This is a genomic window from Enterobacter genomosp. S (genome assembly GCF_001631805.1).
Taxonomy (GTDB): Bacteria; Pseudomonadota; Gammaproteobacteria; order Enterobacterales; family Enterobacteriaceae; genus Enterobacter; species Enterobacter quasihormaechei.
In genome coordinates this window covers 20,050-35,369 of the sequence record NZ_LVVA01000001.1, presented here as the reverse complement: position 1 = coordinate 35,369, position 15,320 = coordinate 20,050, and the positions used below count along the sequence as shown (strand labels likewise).

12 protein-coding genes are annotated in these 15,320 nt (G+C 55.9%); 3 read left to right on the top strand and 9 right to left on the bottom strand.

All coding sequences use genetic code 11. The features are described from left to right. Positions 1–8: 8 nt before the first annotated feature. From add to malX, 3 genes are all read right to left on the bottom strand, one after another. Positions 9–1,010 (bottom strand): adenosine deaminase, encoded by a 1,002-nt coding sequence (gene add, locus A3466_RS00180; RefSeq protein WP_063448903.1) that lies wholly within the window; start codon positions 1,008–1,010, stop codon positions 9–11. 96 nt (positions 1,011–1,106) lie between these two features. Further along, complete coding sequence (locus A3466_RS00175) at positions 1,107–2,279, bottom strand: MalY/PatB family protein (RefSeq protein WP_063448902.1); 1,173 nt, start codon at positions 2,277–2,279, stop codon at positions 1,107–1,109. Positions 2,280–2,328: 49 nt separating this feature from the next. Beyond that, positions 2,329–3,921 carry a maltose/glucose-specific PTS transporter subunit IIBC gene (gene malX, locus A3466_RS00170; protein ID WP_063448901.1) on the bottom strand — a complete coding sequence of 531 codons (1,593 nt, stop codon included), beginning with the start codon at positions 3,919–3,921 and terminating at the stop codon, positions 2,329–2,331. A gap of 179 nt (positions 3,922–4,100) precedes the next feature. Here malX and A3466_RS00165 point away from each other — a divergent pair, with 179 nt between their 5' ends. Next, positions 4,101–5,129 (top strand): Mal regulon transcriptional regulator MalI, encoded by a 1,029-nt coding sequence (locus A3466_RS00165; protein ID WP_063448900.1) that lies wholly within the window; start codon positions 4,101–4,103, stop codon positions 5,127–5,129. Between the two features lie 81 nt (positions 5,130–5,210). Here A3466_RS00165 and A3466_RS00160 read toward each other — a convergent pair whose 3' ends face one another. Further along, positions 5,211–6,737, bottom strand: a complete 1,527-nt coding sequence (locus tag A3466_RS00160) for a YdgA family protein (RefSeq protein WP_063448899.1) — start codon at positions 6,735–6,737, stop codon at positions 5,211–5,213. A gap of 99 nt (positions 6,738–6,836) precedes the next feature. Next, positions 6,837–8,012 (bottom strand): mannose-6-phosphate isomerase, encoded by a 1,176-nt coding sequence (manA, locus tag A3466_RS00155; protein WP_063448898.1) that lies wholly within the window; start codon positions 8,010–8,012, stop codon positions 6,837–6,839. A 199-nt stretch (positions 8,013–8,211) separates the two neighbouring features. On the opposite strand from manA, the gene fumA reads away from it, so the two are divergent. Then, positions 8,212–9,858, top strand: coding sequence for a class I fumarate hydratase FumA (gene fumA, locus A3466_RS00150; RefSeq protein ID WP_063448897.1), 1,647 nt, complete (start codon positions 8,212–8,214; stop codon positions 9,856–9,858). Between the two features lie 181 nt (positions 9,859–10,039). Continuing rightward, positions 10,040–11,434, top strand: coding sequence for a class II fumarate hydratase (gene fumC / locus A3466_RS00145; RefSeq protein WP_063448896.1), 1,395 nt, complete (start codon positions 10,040–10,042; stop codon positions 11,432–11,434). Here the strand turns inward: fumC and tus are convergent, their stop codons facing one another. The 4 genes from tus to xisR all read right to left on the bottom strand — a co-directional run bounded on the left by tus (position 11,435) and on the right by xisR (position 15,262). After that, entirely contained in the window at positions 11,435–12,364 is a 930-nt protein-coding gene (gene tus, locus A3466_RS00140; RefSeq protein ID WP_063448895.1) for a DNA replication terminus site-binding protein, read from the bottom strand. 74 nt (positions 12,365–12,438) lie between these two features. Continuing rightward, on the bottom strand, positions 12,439–13,737 hold the full coding sequence (gene rstB / locus A3466_RS00135) for a two-component system sensor histidine kinase RstB (protein WP_063448894.1): 1,299 nt from the start codon (positions 13,735–13,737) through the stop codon (positions 12,439–12,441). 29 nt (positions 13,738–13,766) lie between these two features. Continuing rightward, on the bottom strand, positions 13,767–15,047 hold the full coding sequence (locus A3466_RS00130; RefSeq protein WP_074160881.1) for a site-specific integrase: 1,281 nt from the start codon (positions 15,045–15,047) through the stop codon (positions 13,767–13,769). Then, positions 15,047–15,262 carry an excisionase family protein gene (xisR, locus tag A3466_RS21860; RefSeq protein WP_023296467.1) on the bottom strand — a complete coding sequence of 72 codons (216 nt, stop codon included), beginning with the start codon at positions 15,260–15,262 and terminating at the stop codon, positions 15,047–15,049. Before xisR ends, A3466_RS00130 begins: the two co-directional genes overlap by 1 nt. Positions 15,263–15,320 lie beyond the last annotated feature (58 nt).

The following is a 15,320-nucleotide window of genomic DNA, read 5'->3' as shown; positions in this document are numbered from 1 at the left end:
CAAAGGGTTTATGCGGTCGCCACCTTATCCCGAAGCGCCTGTTTCTCTTCAGGCGTCAGGAAGGCAATTTCCAGCCCGTTAATTTGCGCCTGACGGATCTGCTCGCGGCTCAGTCCGGCCTGCGGTGCGGCGACAGTGTATTCGTGAATAATGTCCACGCCCTGAACGGCCGGATCGTCCGTGTTCAGTGAAGCGAGAACCCCGTGTTCAAGGAAGGTTTTCAGGGGGTGTTGCGCCAGCGATGCCACCGTACTGGTCTGAATATTGGAGGTCAGGCAGGATTCAATCCCGATACGTTGCTCTGCGAGGAAATCCATCAGCGCACGATCTTCAATCGCCTTCACGCCGTGACCGATACGTTCTGCACCCAGCTCACGAATGGCCTGCCAGATGCTTTCCGGCCCCGCAGCTTCACCCGCATGAACGGTAATATGCCAGCCGGCATCACGTGCGCGGTTGAAATGAGACAGGAACAGGCTGCCCGGGAAGCCCAGCTCGTCACCGGCGAGGTCGATGGCGGTGATCTGGTCGCGATGCGCCAGTAACGCCTCCAGCTCCTGAAGACAGGCCGCTTCACCGAAGGTACGGCTCATAATGCCGATTAAACGCGCCTGAACGTCAAAGGTTTTGCAGCCTTCACGCACGCCTTCAATGACCGCTTCAACCACGCCCGCCACGGGCAGGTTGTGGGTCATCGCCATATAGCCCGGGGAGAAACGCAGCTCGACATAGTGCAGGCCGTTGCGTGCGGCATCTTCGATATTTTCAAAGGCGACACGGCGACAGGCATCGAGCGAGGCCAGCATCTTCACGCCCCAGTCGAGCTTGCTCAGGAAACTCACCAGATCCGGCTCGTTCGACGTGACCTGGACATGGGGGATCAGGGTTTCAAGCGTTTCAGCAGGAAGCGTCAAATTGAACTGGCGGCCAAGATCGAGAATGGTTTGGGCACGAATGTTGCCGTCAAGATGGCGGTGAATATCGGTTAAAGGCAGGCGTGTATCAATCATGGTCGCACTCTTTGCTGGTTAAAGTGCGCCATATTATAAAAACAAAATGGGGTAAAAAGCTATTTGCGCAAGGGAATATTCCGTTGCGCAAATAATTTACAGCAGCGTGTTGATGCCCGCGATGAGGCGTTGAACGCCCTGTTCAAGCTTACTCCGGGGGCAACCCGCGTTCAGACGAACGTAGCCTTTTCCTTCTGCTCCATAGGTATATCCCGGCATGATGGCCACTTTTTGCTGCTCAATAAGCACCTTTTGCAGCGTATTGTCGTCAATGCCGAGCGGGCTAAGGTCGATCCAGGCCAGATAGGTGGCCTCAGGCGGTTGCCAGCTAAGGGCAGGAAATGCGGTATTCAGTTCGGCAGCAATATAGTGCAGATTTTCTTCAAGATATGCCCGCAGCGCATCCAGCCAGGGTTCGCCCTGCCGATAAGCCGCAATGTGTGCGGTCAGTGCCAGCACGGAAGGGGAAGAGAGCCCGTCCCGGCCCTTTAATGCATTCAGATAGGCATTACGACTGTCGTTATCAGCGATAAGCCCGTAGGCGCCCGTCAGCGCCGGAATGTTGAAGCTTTTGGACCCCGAGGTCAGCAGCGCCCATTTACCCCTCGCCACCTCATTCCAGGGCGTATGGCGATGCGTTCCCCATACCATATCCATATGAATTTCGTCGCTGATTACCGCCACATCGTAACGTCTGCAAAGCGCCGCCATTGTGGCCAGCTCGTCCCGCGTCCAGACTTTGCCGGTCGGGTTTTGCGGGCTGCACAGCAGCAAAATCGTGTTTTCCGGTTTTGCCAGCGCCGCTTCCAGCGCGGCCATATTGCCGTCCCAGCCGCGCGCCGTTTTCTGCATCGGCACGGAAACAACGTTACGCTGGTTGCCTTCGACCGCTTTATAAAACGCATCATAAGCCGGGGTATGGATCACCACGCCGTCGCCCGGCAAGGACCAGATGCGGATCAGCTCAGAGACCATATAAATAACAGACGGTCCATACACCACGGTTTCGCTATCAATCTGACTGTTAAAGCGTTGCCGGAACCAGTGCGCCACGGCGGCCAGGAAGTCGTCATTTTTCCAGCGACTGTAGCCAAACACCCCGTGGTTAATTCGCTGGTGCAGCGCTTCGGTAATGCAGGGGGCGGTGGCAAAATCCATATCAGAGATGGTGAAGGGCAGCAGGTCGGCAGCACCAAAACGGTCGGCGACATAATCCCACTGGGTACACCAGGTGCCGTGTCGATCCACGACGGTAGAAAAATCAAACATGACGGTGCTCCGTAAAGTAAAACCCCCTCATGACGAGGGGGGCGAGGCATCAGGCTTCGACGGTTCGCATCAGGGTTGCCAGCTCATCCTTCACTGACTGAACCTGCGGGCCAATGACGACCTGCAAATTGTGTTGATTTAACTGTACCACGCCAATAGCCCGGTTAGCTTTAAGGGCGTTGGTGTCCACTTTCGACATGTCTGCCACCGACAGGCGCAGGCGGGTGATGCAGTTATCCAGAGAGGTGATGTTATCCGCACCGCCGAGCGCCGCCAGAATAGCCGGCGTGTTATAGCCGGATTTACCCACGGTTCCGGCTACCGCCTGTTCAACGCTGGTGGCCGTATCGGCATCGCGGCCTGGCGTTTTCAGGTTAAAGCGGGTGATGGCGAAGCGGAAGATCCCGTAGTACACCGCAAACCAGATGGCCGCCACTACCGGCACCAGATACCACTTGGTGGACAGGCCGTGCAGGATACCGAACACCACGAAGTCGATTACGTTGCCGTCGGTATTGCCGATGGTGACGCCCAGCACCGCCATCACGGTGAAGCCCAGGCCGGTCAGCACGGCGTGAATGAGGTACAGCACCGGGGCAACGAACAGGAACAGGAACTCGATAGGCTCGGTAGTGCCGCCTACGACGCAGGCGATCACGCCGGAAATCAGCAGGCCTTTAATTTTGTGACGGTTTTCCGGACGGGCGCAGTGGTACATCGCCAGCGCCGCGCCGGGCAGACCGCCGAGGAAGGCAGGCATTTTACCCTGCGACAGGAAACGGGTCGCGCTTTCAGAGAAGCCGTGCGTGGTCGGGCAGCTCAGCTGCGCCTGGAAGATGGTCAGCGCGCCGCTCACGGAGTGGCCGCAAACGTCCATGGTGCCGCCCGCTTCGGTAAAGCGGATCAGGGCAACCAGAATGTGCTGTAGGCCGAACGGCAGCAGCAGACGTTCGCCCGTGCCGAAAATCATCGGTCCGAAATCACCCGCGCCGTTGATAATGCGGCCAATACCAGCGATCCCCATAGCAAAAACGGGCCAAATCAGGAGAATGATCAGGCCAAACAGCCCCATCACAACCAGCGTAATAATTGGCACAAAGCGGGTGCCGCCGAAGAAGGCCAGCGCATCGGGCAGGCGGATGTTATGGAAGCGCTCGTGCAGCATCCAGATGATCACCCCGGCGATCACGGCTCCCAGGATCCCGGTGTCGATGGACTGAATACCGATCACGCTCTGAATGTTATTGGCTTTCAGTACGGCCGCGTCGATCGTCGGCAGTATGCCTTTCGCGGTCAGCCAGAAGTTAACCGCAAGGTTCATGACCGCATAGCCCACGAAGCCCGCAAAGGCCGCCACGCCTTTATTTTCGCGCGCCAGGCCCAGAGGGATGGCGATACAGAACATCACCGGCAGGAAACTGAAGGCAAACGATCCGACCTTGCTCATCCAGATGAAGATCGCCTGAAGTACCGGATTTCCCAGGAAAGGGATCAGGGTAATAACATCGTGGCTGCTTAACGAACTGCCGATCCCCAGCATGATCCCGCAAAAGGAGAGAAGTGCCACGGGCAGCATAAAGGTTTTACCCAGTTGCTGGAAAAACTCCCACAGCGATATTTTTTGTGCTGCTTTCGTCGTCATAAAACGACTCCTTAAATGGTAGAAAGAGATTTAACGGCCTCGATGCAGCGAGAAGATAAAACGTTTTATCAAACTTTAGTGCGCGCTAAATCACATTCTCAGGCTTTTACTGGTAGTATAAAGATAACGTATTGATAAAACGTTTTAGCGTTCTCATTATCAGGGAGTCACGCCACCACATGGCTGTAGCGAAAAAGATCACCATCAACGATGTCGCGCTGGCGGCGGGGGTTTCCGTCAGCACCGTTTCGCTGGTACTGAGCGGAAAGGGGCGCATCTCTCCTGCAACGGGTCAGCGCGTCAACGAGGCCGTTGAGCAGCTGGGCTTTGTGCGAAATCGCCAGGCATCGGCGCTGCGCGGCGGGCAAAGCGGAGTGATAGGGCTGATCGTTCGCGACCTCACGTCGCCGTTTTATGCAGAACTGACCGCGGGGCTTACCGAAGCGCTTGAAGCGCAGGGGCGAATGGTGTTCCTGCTCCACGGTGGGCGCGAACCGGAGCAGCTGCTCTCCAGGCTGGATATGCTGCTGACGCAAGGGGTGGATGGGGTGATAGTGGCCGGCGCGTCCGGCGTGGGCAGCGAACTCTGTGAGCGCGCCGCGCAGAAAGGCGTACCGCTGGTGTTTGCGTCGCGCGCCAGCTATCTCGACGAAGCCGATACCCTTCGCCCGGATAACATGCAGGCCGCGCAAATGCTGACCGAACATCTTATTCATCGCGGGCATCAGCGCATCGCCTGGCTCGGCGGTAAAAGCTCGTCCCTCACGCGTGCCGAGCGAGTGGGCGGTTACTGTTCCACGCTCATCAAATACGGCCTACCGTTTCACAGCGAATGGGTGATGGAGTGCGAATCCAGCCAGAAGAAAGCCGCAGAAGCCATCGGCACGTTGCTCCGCACCAGCCCGACAATCAGCGCGGTGATTTGCTATAACGATGTGATTGCGATGGGGGCGTGGTTCGGCTTGATCCGCGCCGGACGCCAGAGCGGTGAGGGCGGGGTAGAAACCTTCTTCGGTCACCAGGTGGCGCTGGGGGCGTTTGCCGATGTGGGTGAAAATGCGCTGGACGATCTCCCAATCGTCTGGGCGACAACGCCGGCTCGTGAAATGGGGTACACCCTCGCGGACAGGATCATGCAGCGGATCGAGAAGGCGGACGTACAGGCCGGGCATCAGATTGTGGCGGCGCGGTTAGTGACGGTGAAGTGACGTAGGCTCAGAATCGTAGGCCGGGTGAGGCGCAGCCGCCACCCGGCAATAAAAAACCCCTCGTGCGAGGGGTTTTGTCATTTACTGCTGCGGTACTGCCGGCGGCGCTGCCGGTTCAGCCGGTGCCGGAATGCCCAGCGTCGGCATACCAAACATGCCGACAAAATCTTCCAGCGGCATTTTGTCGCCGTTGAGCGTCACCTGACCATTAGCGTATTGCAGGCTGGTGGAAATGGTGTTGTCTTCCACTTTCGTGATGCGGAACATCTGGCCCATCGCCGCCAGGCCTTTTACCTGCTGGTTCGCCAGTTTGCCTGCATCCTCTTCACCATAACCTTCAAGCTTCGCAATCTGCGTCATGAACTCGGTCGCCATATCCATCGGGATAGTCAGCTTGCTGTCGAGCGACTTCACGCTGCGGTCAACTTCTTGGGCCAGGGTCTGCGGTTCGCCGGTAGCGGCTGCCGGATCCTTCAGGAACAGCGACAGGTTGAAGTTGGTTTCGCCCTTGTCGTTTTTCCAGCTTAGTGGCGCAACGGTAATTACCGGCTCGCCTTTCAGCAGGATCGGCAGGTTATTGAACAGCACGCTCATCGCCTGCTGCTGGTACGCCTGCGGGTTCTGTTGCAGGGCGGTATCGGTCAGCAGAGCCTGGCTCTCTTTGCTGTATTTCTGGCTAAATTCGTGCCATGCCTGGCCGTCAATGTTACCGATTTTCAGTGACAGCTTGCCGGTACCCAGGTCCTGATTTTGAACCTTCAGACTTTTCAGGCTGTAATCCAGCTGGGTATTGATACTTTTACCGTCTTTGGACACGTCCGACTTGCCGTCCAGATCCATGCCTTCCAGCACCGCCATCTCCTTGCCTTCAATCGCAATGGCGATCTTATCGAGGCTCAGCTTCTGGTCGCCAATACGCTCGTCAAAATCAGTCATACGGCTGTTGCCGCTGGCCTTCAGGTTGTTAAAGGTGAGCTGAACCTTCTGGTTATATTCATTAACTGAATTCACCAGGCCGCTTTCAGCATCGCCAGTCAGGGAGACATTCTTGCCGTCACGATCGGCGTCAAGCTTGAAATTACCGCCGCTGAAGGCGACTTTATCGGTGCCTTGTTCGTAATTCAGCGCTTTCAGGTCGATGTCGGAATGCGTATCGCCGGCATAGCTGATGCGGGTATTGATCTCAAACGGCGACGTATTTTTCGCCATATCGAACAGCGGCTTCGTCACCTCATTATTGACCAGTACGGTTCTGGCTGATGCCATTGAGGGGATCAGGTTAAATTTCTTCAACTGCGCCAGCGGGAACGGACCGTGGCTGACCACCTCATCCAGCACCACGCTCTGGCCCGGTTTCAGCCAGGCGTTCTGATTACCCGCAACCGGCTTCACCACCACCTGCATATGGCTGGTAAACACGCCGCGCTGGTAATTCTGGTAGCTCAGCTCCAGGCCTGCTTCAGGCGCGCTGCGCTTAATCTCGCTGTTTGCCTGCGCCATCATCTCTGCCAGACGGCTTTCCAGCTGTTTCCCGGTATACCAGGAAGCACCCGTCCAGATCACGCCTAAAGCAACAATCACTCCTACCGCTACGACCGATTTTTTCATTGCGATTATCCCTAAAATGAAACCAGGCGGTCAAAACCGCCTGGTGTTACAACGCCTGTTAATAGCTTAGCAAGAGTTGTTAAAAAATTCAGTAAGTCCCTAAAGCTTATTAAAAACGCGCGCCAGACGGCCAGTGCCGCTCACGGAGACAGGCGACTCGTTTGCCGGAACAAAAGCGGATTCCCCCGGCTTAAGTACGAGACGTTCGCTACCGTTATGCAAGGTCGCTTCTCCTTCCACGCAGAACAGGATCGCCGCGCTCTCCTGAGCAATGGCGGTTTCGTCTGCGCTAAGGTCGTGCAGGGAGAAGGCAAAATCGTCAACCGGGATCGGGAAGTCCAGCTCTGCGCCATTTTTCACCGGCTGTGTAAGCAGCTCCACAGCAGGTTTCGCCTCGAACTTCACGTTGGCAACCAGCTCAGGGATGTCGATGTATTTAGGCGTCAGGCCCGCGCGCAGCACGTTATCGGAGTTAGCCATCACCTCCAGCGCCACGCCGTTCAGGTAGGCGTGCGGGGTTTCAGCGAACAGGAACATCGCTTCGCCCGGATTAAGCTTCACCACGTTCAGCAGCAGCGGAGAGAAGAGGCCGCTGTCGTCCGGGTAAAATGCCGAAATCACGCGAATGGTCTCCCATGGCTCACCCTGCTGGCCGTTCAGCACGGCTTTCAGCACCGCCAGCGCGTGGGATTTTTCCTCGCCCTGTATATTCAGCAGGCTGGCAAACAGCGCGCTCAGGGCTTCCGCGGTAGGGTTCTCCAGGAAGTGGGCGATAGCCTTGTGCGCTCCGGCGACCGGTTGCAGCAGGGAAATGATCTCGGAAAACTCGCGGAAGGCATTCATCGCCAGGAAAGGAGTAAGGGCGAACACCAGTTCCGGCTTATGGTTAGGATCTTTGTAGTTACGCTCTGCCGCGTCTAACGGAATACCTGCGGCATTTTCTTTGGCAAACCCGATTTCAGATGCTTTTTTGTTCGGATGAACCTGAATGGAGAGCGGCTGGTCGGCACACAGGACCTTGAACAGAAACGGCAATTCACCAAAACGATTCGCCACTTTTTCGCCGAGCAGCGCAGCCTTGTCGGCGTCGATGACGTCACGCAGGCTACGAGCCTGGCCGCTGGCATCTTCTATTTTTGAGCTGCTCTTCGGGTGCGCGCCCATCCACAGCTCTGCCATCGGCAGATTGTCCGGGTTGGCGATACCGTAGAGATCCGTTAACGCAGTTTTACTTCCCCAGGCGTAGTTTTGCACTGAGTTGATGAGTTTTTGCATTATCAAGCCCTGATTCAAATGTGGAATTAACTCCGGGTATTAAAGCAATAAACCGGATGGAAGTAACCTGCGGATGTAAAAAGTCGTACTAGTCTCAGTTTTTGTTAAAAAATTGTGTAGGATAAGCTGACTCGCTTTTAAGCCGGGCAGCGGAACATCTGCCCTGAATAAACAGACCGACGCAGTAAGTGAGAGAACAATGTCGAATAAACCCTTCCATTATCAGGATCCTTTCCCCCTCAGTCAGGATCGGACCGAGTATTACCTGTTAACCCGCGATTACGTTTCTGTCTCTGAGTTTGAAGGGCAGGAGATCCTCAAAGTTGACCCCCAGGCGCTGACGCTACTGGCGCAGCAGGCCTTCCACGATGCTTCCTTTATGCTTCGTCCGGCGCATCAGCAGCAGGTTGCCGATATCCTGAGCGACCCGGAAGCCAGCGAGAACGACAAATACGTCGCGCTGCAATTCCTGCGTAACTCGGATATCGCGGCGAAAGGCATTCTGCCGACCTGCCAGGACACCGGCACGGCCATTATCACCGGTAAAAAAGGACAGCGCGTCTGGACCGGCGGCGGTGACGAAGCGGCGCTGGCGCACGGCGTCTACAACACCTACACCGAAGATAACCTGCGCTACTCCCAAAACGCGGCGCTGGATATGTACAAAGAGGTGAACACCGGCACTAACCTGCCGGCGCAGATTGACCTCTACAGTGTCGACGGTGACGAATATAAATTCCTCTGCATCGCCAAAGGCGGCGGTTCAGCCAACAAAACCTATCTTTACCAGGAAACCAAAGCGCTGCTGACTCCGGGCAAGCTGAAGAACTATCTGGTCGAGAAGATGCGCACCCTCGGCACCGCGGCCTGTCCACCGTACCATATCGCGTTTGTGATTGGCGGCACCTCCGCGGAAAGCACCCTGAAAACCGTCAAGCTGGCCTCCACCAAATACTACGATGGCCTGCCAACCGAAGGTAACGAGCATGGTCAGGCGTTCCGCGACGTGCAGCTTGAGCAGGAACTGCTGACAGAAGCGCAGAATCTGGGTCTGGGCGCGCAGTTTGGCGGGAAATACTTCGCGCATGACATTCGCGTGATCCGACTCCCGCGTCACGGTGCATCCTGCCCGGTGGGTATGGGCGTGTCGTGCTCTGCGGATCGTAACATCAAGGCCAAGATCAACCGCGACGGCATCTGGATCGAAAAGCTGGAGAACAATCCGGGTAAATATATTCCGGAAGCGCTGCGTAAAGCGGGTGAGGGCGAAGCGGTGCGCGTCGACCTCAACCGTCCAATGAAGGAGATCCTGGCCCAGCTTTCGCAGTATCCGGTTTCAACGCGCCTGTCCCTGAACGGGACAATCATCGTGGGTCGCGACATCGCCCATGCGAAGCTGAAAGAGCGCCTGGACAACGGCGAAGGGCTGCCGCAGTACATTAAAGATCACCCGATCTACTACGCAGGCCCGGCAAAAACGCCTGAGGGGTATGCTTCCGGTTCGTTAGGCCCCACCACGGCGGGCCGTATGGACTCTTACGTTGACCAGTTGCAGGCCAACGGGGGCAGCATGATTATGCTGGCGAAAGGCAACCGCAGCCAGCAGGTGACGGACGCGTGCCACAAGCACGGCGGCTTCTATCTCGGCAGCATCGGCGGCCCGGCAGCGGTGCTGGCGCAGGGCAGTATCAAAAGCCTGGAGTGCGTGGAGTACCCGGAGCTGGGTATGGAAGCGATCTGGAAAATTGAGGTGGAAGACTTCCCGGCGTTCATCCTCGTGGATGACAAAGGTAACGACTTCTTCAAACAGATCCAGTCGTCTCAGTGTTCGGCGTGTGTGAAGTAATTCTGTAAATTGCCGGGTGGCGCTGACGCTTACCCGGCTTACATTCTCGTAGGTCGGGTAAGCGTCAGCGCCACCCGACGTCAAAAAGAGCGCACAAAGCGCCATAACGTTTCTCAGAAGTCATCAATACTTATCTCTTAAGCATGTGAGCAATCCCATCTTTGTTATCAAGGAGTAAGTAATGACAATGCATCGCCGCGAGAAAGACTCTATGGGCGCCATCGACGTCCCGGCCGACAAGCTATGGGGCGCGCAAACCCAGCGTTCGCTGGAGCATTTCCGCATTTCGACAGAAAAAATGCCCGTCTCGCTCATCCAGGCGCTAGCGTTGACCAAACGCGCAGCCGCCAAAGTAAACCAGGATTTGGGCCTGCTGGATGCTGATAAAGCCAGCGCCATCATTAACGCCGCCGACGAAGTGCTGGCGGGCAAACATCCCGACGAGTTTCCCCTCGCCATCTGGCAGACCGGTTCAGGCACCCAGAGCAACATGAACATGAACGAGGTGCTGGCGAACCGCGCGAGCGAGCTGCTTGGCGGCGCGCGCGGCATGGAGCGTAAAGTTCACCCGAACGATGACGTGAATAAAAGCCAGAGTTCCAACGACGTGTTCCCGACGGCCATGCACGTGGCGGCTGTCATCGCTGTCCGCGAGCAGCTTATTCCGCAGCTCAACGTGCTCAAATCGACGCTTTATGAGAAAGCGCAGGCTTTCCGTGACATCGTTAAAATTGGTCGTACGCATCTCCAGGACGCCACGCCGCTGACGCTCGGCCAGGAAATCTCCGGCTGGGTGGCGATGCTGGAGCACAACCTTAAGCATATCGAACACAGCCTGCCGCACCTGGCGGAGCTGGCGCTCGGCGGAACGGCGGTTGGCACCGGGTTAAATACCCATCCCGAGTATGCAGTGCGCGTGGCCGACGAGCTGGCGAAGATCACCGGGCAGGCGTTTGTTACCGCCCCGAATAAATTCGAAGCGCTGGCGACCTGCGATGCGCTGGTTCACACCCATGGCGCGCTGAAAGGGCTGGCAGCCTCGCTGATGAAAATCGCCAACGACGTCCGCTGGCTGGCCTCCGGCCCGCGCTGCGGCATCGGCGAGATCAGCATTCCGGAAAACGAGCCGGGCAGCTCCATTATGCCGGGTAAAGTGAACCCAACCCAGTGCGAAGCCATGACCATGCTGTGCTGCCAGGTGATGGGTAATGACGTGGCGGTGAACATGGGCGGCGCGTCGGGTAACTTCGAGCTTAACGTCTATCGCCCGATGGTGATCCACAACGTACTGCAATCGATTCGTCTGCTGGCCGACGGCATGGATAGCTTTAACGAGCACTGCGCGGTGGGCATTGAGCCAAATCGCGAGCGAATCAGCCAGCTGCTGAATGAGTCCCTGATGCTGGTAACGGCGTTGAACACCCATATCGGCTATGACAAGGCGGCTGAAATCGCGAAAAAAGCGCACAAAGAGGGGCTTACCCTGAAAGCCTCTGCGCTGGCGCTGGGCTACCTGACGGACGCCGAGTTTGACGCCTGGGTCCGCCCGGAAGCGATGGTGGGCAGCCTTAAATAATCACTGCGCCACGTACAGGTGCAGCCGCGGAATAATCAGCTGTAGCGGCTGCGCCTGGGGTTTATAGCGATGCTGAATATTTTCGGCATCGTAGTTCAGCAGTTCCCCGATATCCGGCACTACCGCACCCCGATCGGCATCGTAGAGCGCAATCAGCGGCGTTGGGCAGGCATACTGCACCTGCTTTTGCTGCCCGGCATACCAGACGCGGGCGATAGGCTGCACCTTCACCGGACGCTTTATCTTAAGGCGCGTATCAGCCGGCAGGGAGGCAATGCTGTGGTACTCCTGCTCCAGCCGTTCAATCCACTGCTCCCGCGACCACGGGGCGACCGTGCGCGGCGATTTCAGGCTTTTCTCCAGCTGCGCCAGGATCTCATCGCGCGTGAAGTTTTTAATGATGTGCTTGTTGGCCCAGCCGAAGCGCAGCGTGGCGGGGTGGCGCAGTACCGTCAGCGAGCGGTAAGCGTTCAGGGTGATCAGCCCCGGAAGCTGGCGATGCACCCATTCAAAGCGGGCTGCGGGCGCCAGCCCGGACTCAACGGTCACGATCTTCTCGAAGGCGGCTTTCAGCGCATTAATATGCGTAATCCGCGCCTCAATCTCTTCACGCGTTGCGGTATCCGTTTGCAGACAGATGACGCCGGGCAGGCGAACGGCGGCCTTACTGCTGCGATTTTCGGACTGCTGCTGGATGAAGAGGCGGCGATAGTGCTGCAACGTCAGCTCCAGGGCCGCCTTACCAATATGCTGCGTCACCTCAATGGTGTTCAGCGGATCGTGTTCCGCGCCTTTCGCCACGTCGGGCAGGGAAAAGACGCGGGCGGCCAGCAGGCGGCAGCCCTGTAGTTGCCCCGTCAGGGTCAATAACGCCTGCTCTATTTCCCGAAACGTAGTGTTCAGCCTTTCGATGAGATCGTAAGTCGCCATGGTCGCCCTTAATTAGTTACAACATACTAAAGGTATAGCACAACACGCCGGGTCAGGCCAGCGTGCGGTTTAGGTCAGGCAGGTACGGGAAGGGGAATGTTGTGATAGATCGGCCAGCTAAAGACGAAGCGGGCCCCTCCCAGCTCGCTGGCTTCGCAGCGAACCGTGCCGCCCATCGCCAGGGCAATGGATCGGACAATCGCCAGCCCCAGACCACAGCCGCCGGTAGCGCGGTCGCGGCTGGGGTCGAGGCGCACAAACGGCTCGAAAACCTTCTCACGCTCGGCTGGCTCAATGCCGGGACCATCGTCTTCCACATGCAGAATCGCCTGGCTCCCCTGCAAATCTAAACCTATGCGCAGCGTAGTTTCGCTGTAGCGCATGGCGTTGTTCATCAGATTATCCAGCACGCGCTCCATCAGGCGCATATCCAGCGCGCCATACGCCCCGGGAGTAATAGCCGTCAGCAGTTTTCGCTGAGGATTAACGCTCTGCACATCGTTAATGTGCGACTGTAACCAGGCGGGGAGATCCGGCGTACTCAGGTGCAACTCTGTCTGAGGGCGATCGAGGCGGGCATAGGTCAGCAGCTCTTCAATCAGCGCTTCGAGCTGGCCAATATCCCGATTGAGCGCCTGAGATTCCGCATCGGTCAGGTTTTCGCTCATCTCCAGACGATACCGCAGGCGTACCAGCGGCGTGCGCAGTTCATGCGCAATGCCGTCGATCAGCTGTTTCTTACTGGCTATCAGGGCGTTGATGTTATCGGCCATCTGGTTAAAGGCAATACCCAGGCGGTCAAAGCTGGAGCCGCTGTCGAAGTGTATACGTTCAGTGAAATGACCTTCCCCAAAACGCAGCGCGGCGGATTCCAGTTTCAGCATGTCCTGCCAGTGCGGGCGCATCCAGATGAAAACAGGGAAAGCGAGCGAGATGGCAATAAAGCCCAGCAGGGCGAGATCCAGCAGGCGCATCTGGTGCAGGTAATAGAGGTAGGGTACCGGCCCGACGGCCAGGACATAGTGGCTGCGGGGAATACGCTGAATGAAGGTGTATTTTTCGTCCAGCGCCACGATGTCTCCGTCGCGCAGGCGCTGCATCGCGGGCGGCGCTAAATCAAAATCCTTCATCGGCTCGATGCGCAGGTCAAACGACAGATTCAGATCCAGTTCTTTTAAGGTGCGTGCCCAGTCATGCGGAGGAATTTCACGCAGTTCGCTGCGCATCAGGTAGAGCGAGCTTTTCATCAGGTCGTCCAGGGATTGTCTGCCCGCGCGCTCTGCGGTGAATTTATAGACCAGCCCGACCAGCATCGTCATTACCAGGAAGCAGACAAACAGCAGAAGATAAAACTGTACAAACAGCTTTTTCATTAAATATCACCGGAAAATCAATAAATTAACTACATTGTTTTTAGCTTCAGGGGCACTATAGGGGCATTAGCATATCCGCCAAAGCGCTGATTCAAAAATGATACCTGATCGCTATCGAGAGCATTTATCCACGCAGAGTATACATGGAAGACCATCTCTGCATTCTCATGACCCATCTGATTCGCTATAAAAGCAGGATTAGCACCTGCCGACAACATCCAGCACGCGTATGTATGACGCAACTGATAGGGGCGTCTGCGGCGAATGCCCGATCGTCTTACCGTAATATCCCATAGTGACACAATAGAACTAACTGAATAGTAGGCTGCCTGCTTGCCTTTCTGAGGTCGAGGCATAAACACAAAATGCAGTTTCTGCGTTTCTGTTTTTCCGAACTCCCGGTGGTGAAAAGTGATTGGTACCTTTGGGGAACCTCCCGTTAGCACCTTTTGAGCTCGCAAAGCCTCCAGAGCCGGCTCAAGTAACTTTATCCTCCGGTATCCAGCTTCAGTTTTGGGTGGTCCAAACAAGCCTTCCTGAGTTAGATTGCGCGCTATGTTAGCTTCGCCGGAATTAAGATCGATATCCTCCCAGGCAAGAGCGCAAAGCTCACCGGGCCGAACGCCGGTGTAAGCAAAAAATTGCCACATGTTTTTTTGCTGAGGCGGAGCAGTCTCTTTCAACTGCTCAAACTCATGTCTCAGAAGTGGGTCTGGTTTTGTTTGCCCTTTACGAAGCCTTTTTATCCCGACATATGGTTGATATGAAATGACTTTATTTTTAACCGCATAGTCGAGGATTTGTCGCAGGATGGCCAGATAATAATCTACTGTTCTAACGGCGCGGCCGGTTTTATTTCTCCTCTTTTCGGGTGCATAGTTAGTCTCGCCAGTCAGTAATTCTTTTCTCCAGCCCAGAATGTCGCTGTTGGTGATGGATGCAACCAGTGTTTCAGGGCCAATTAGTTTTGTTAACGTTCTTACAGCTATCCCATAGCTTCTTGTGGCATTGGGGGAGAGATCGATTTTATGGTTTTCGTGCCAGGTTGCTGCAAGTTCTGCGAACGTCGTAATATTTTTAGATGCATAAAACTTTGCTGCTACCTTTGACTCCGGAAACACGCCCCGGTAGTCAAAAGTGCCCAGCTGAATCTCGCTTACAATTTTGGCCCTTAGATTCCCGGCTTTTTTGAGATTCGAAGCATTTACGATCCATCCTTTCAATGTTTCTCGGCATCTAACGCCCTGAAAGTTGAAACTTATTCGTATCTTATTGTTGTGGATCTCAACACCCGTTGGCATTGCAGCCATTATGCCTCCTTCACAAACCTGTTAATGTTTGGGATGTTGTACCAGACAAGTCCTCGCTCTTCGGAGCAGCTTCCATCCAATGGGATTCTCTTAAAATGAACACCTTCTACCCAGGAGGTTTGGCGATAGCTTTTAATCTGACGATCTGTAAGGCCTGTCTTCTCTTTTAGTTTTGAAGCAACGCCCCATTCTGAATCGTAAATTACCTGCGACATTGTTCACCTCAGGTAACCGGCATGAGTATAGATATGCCGGTCTTTAATCGTTGATATT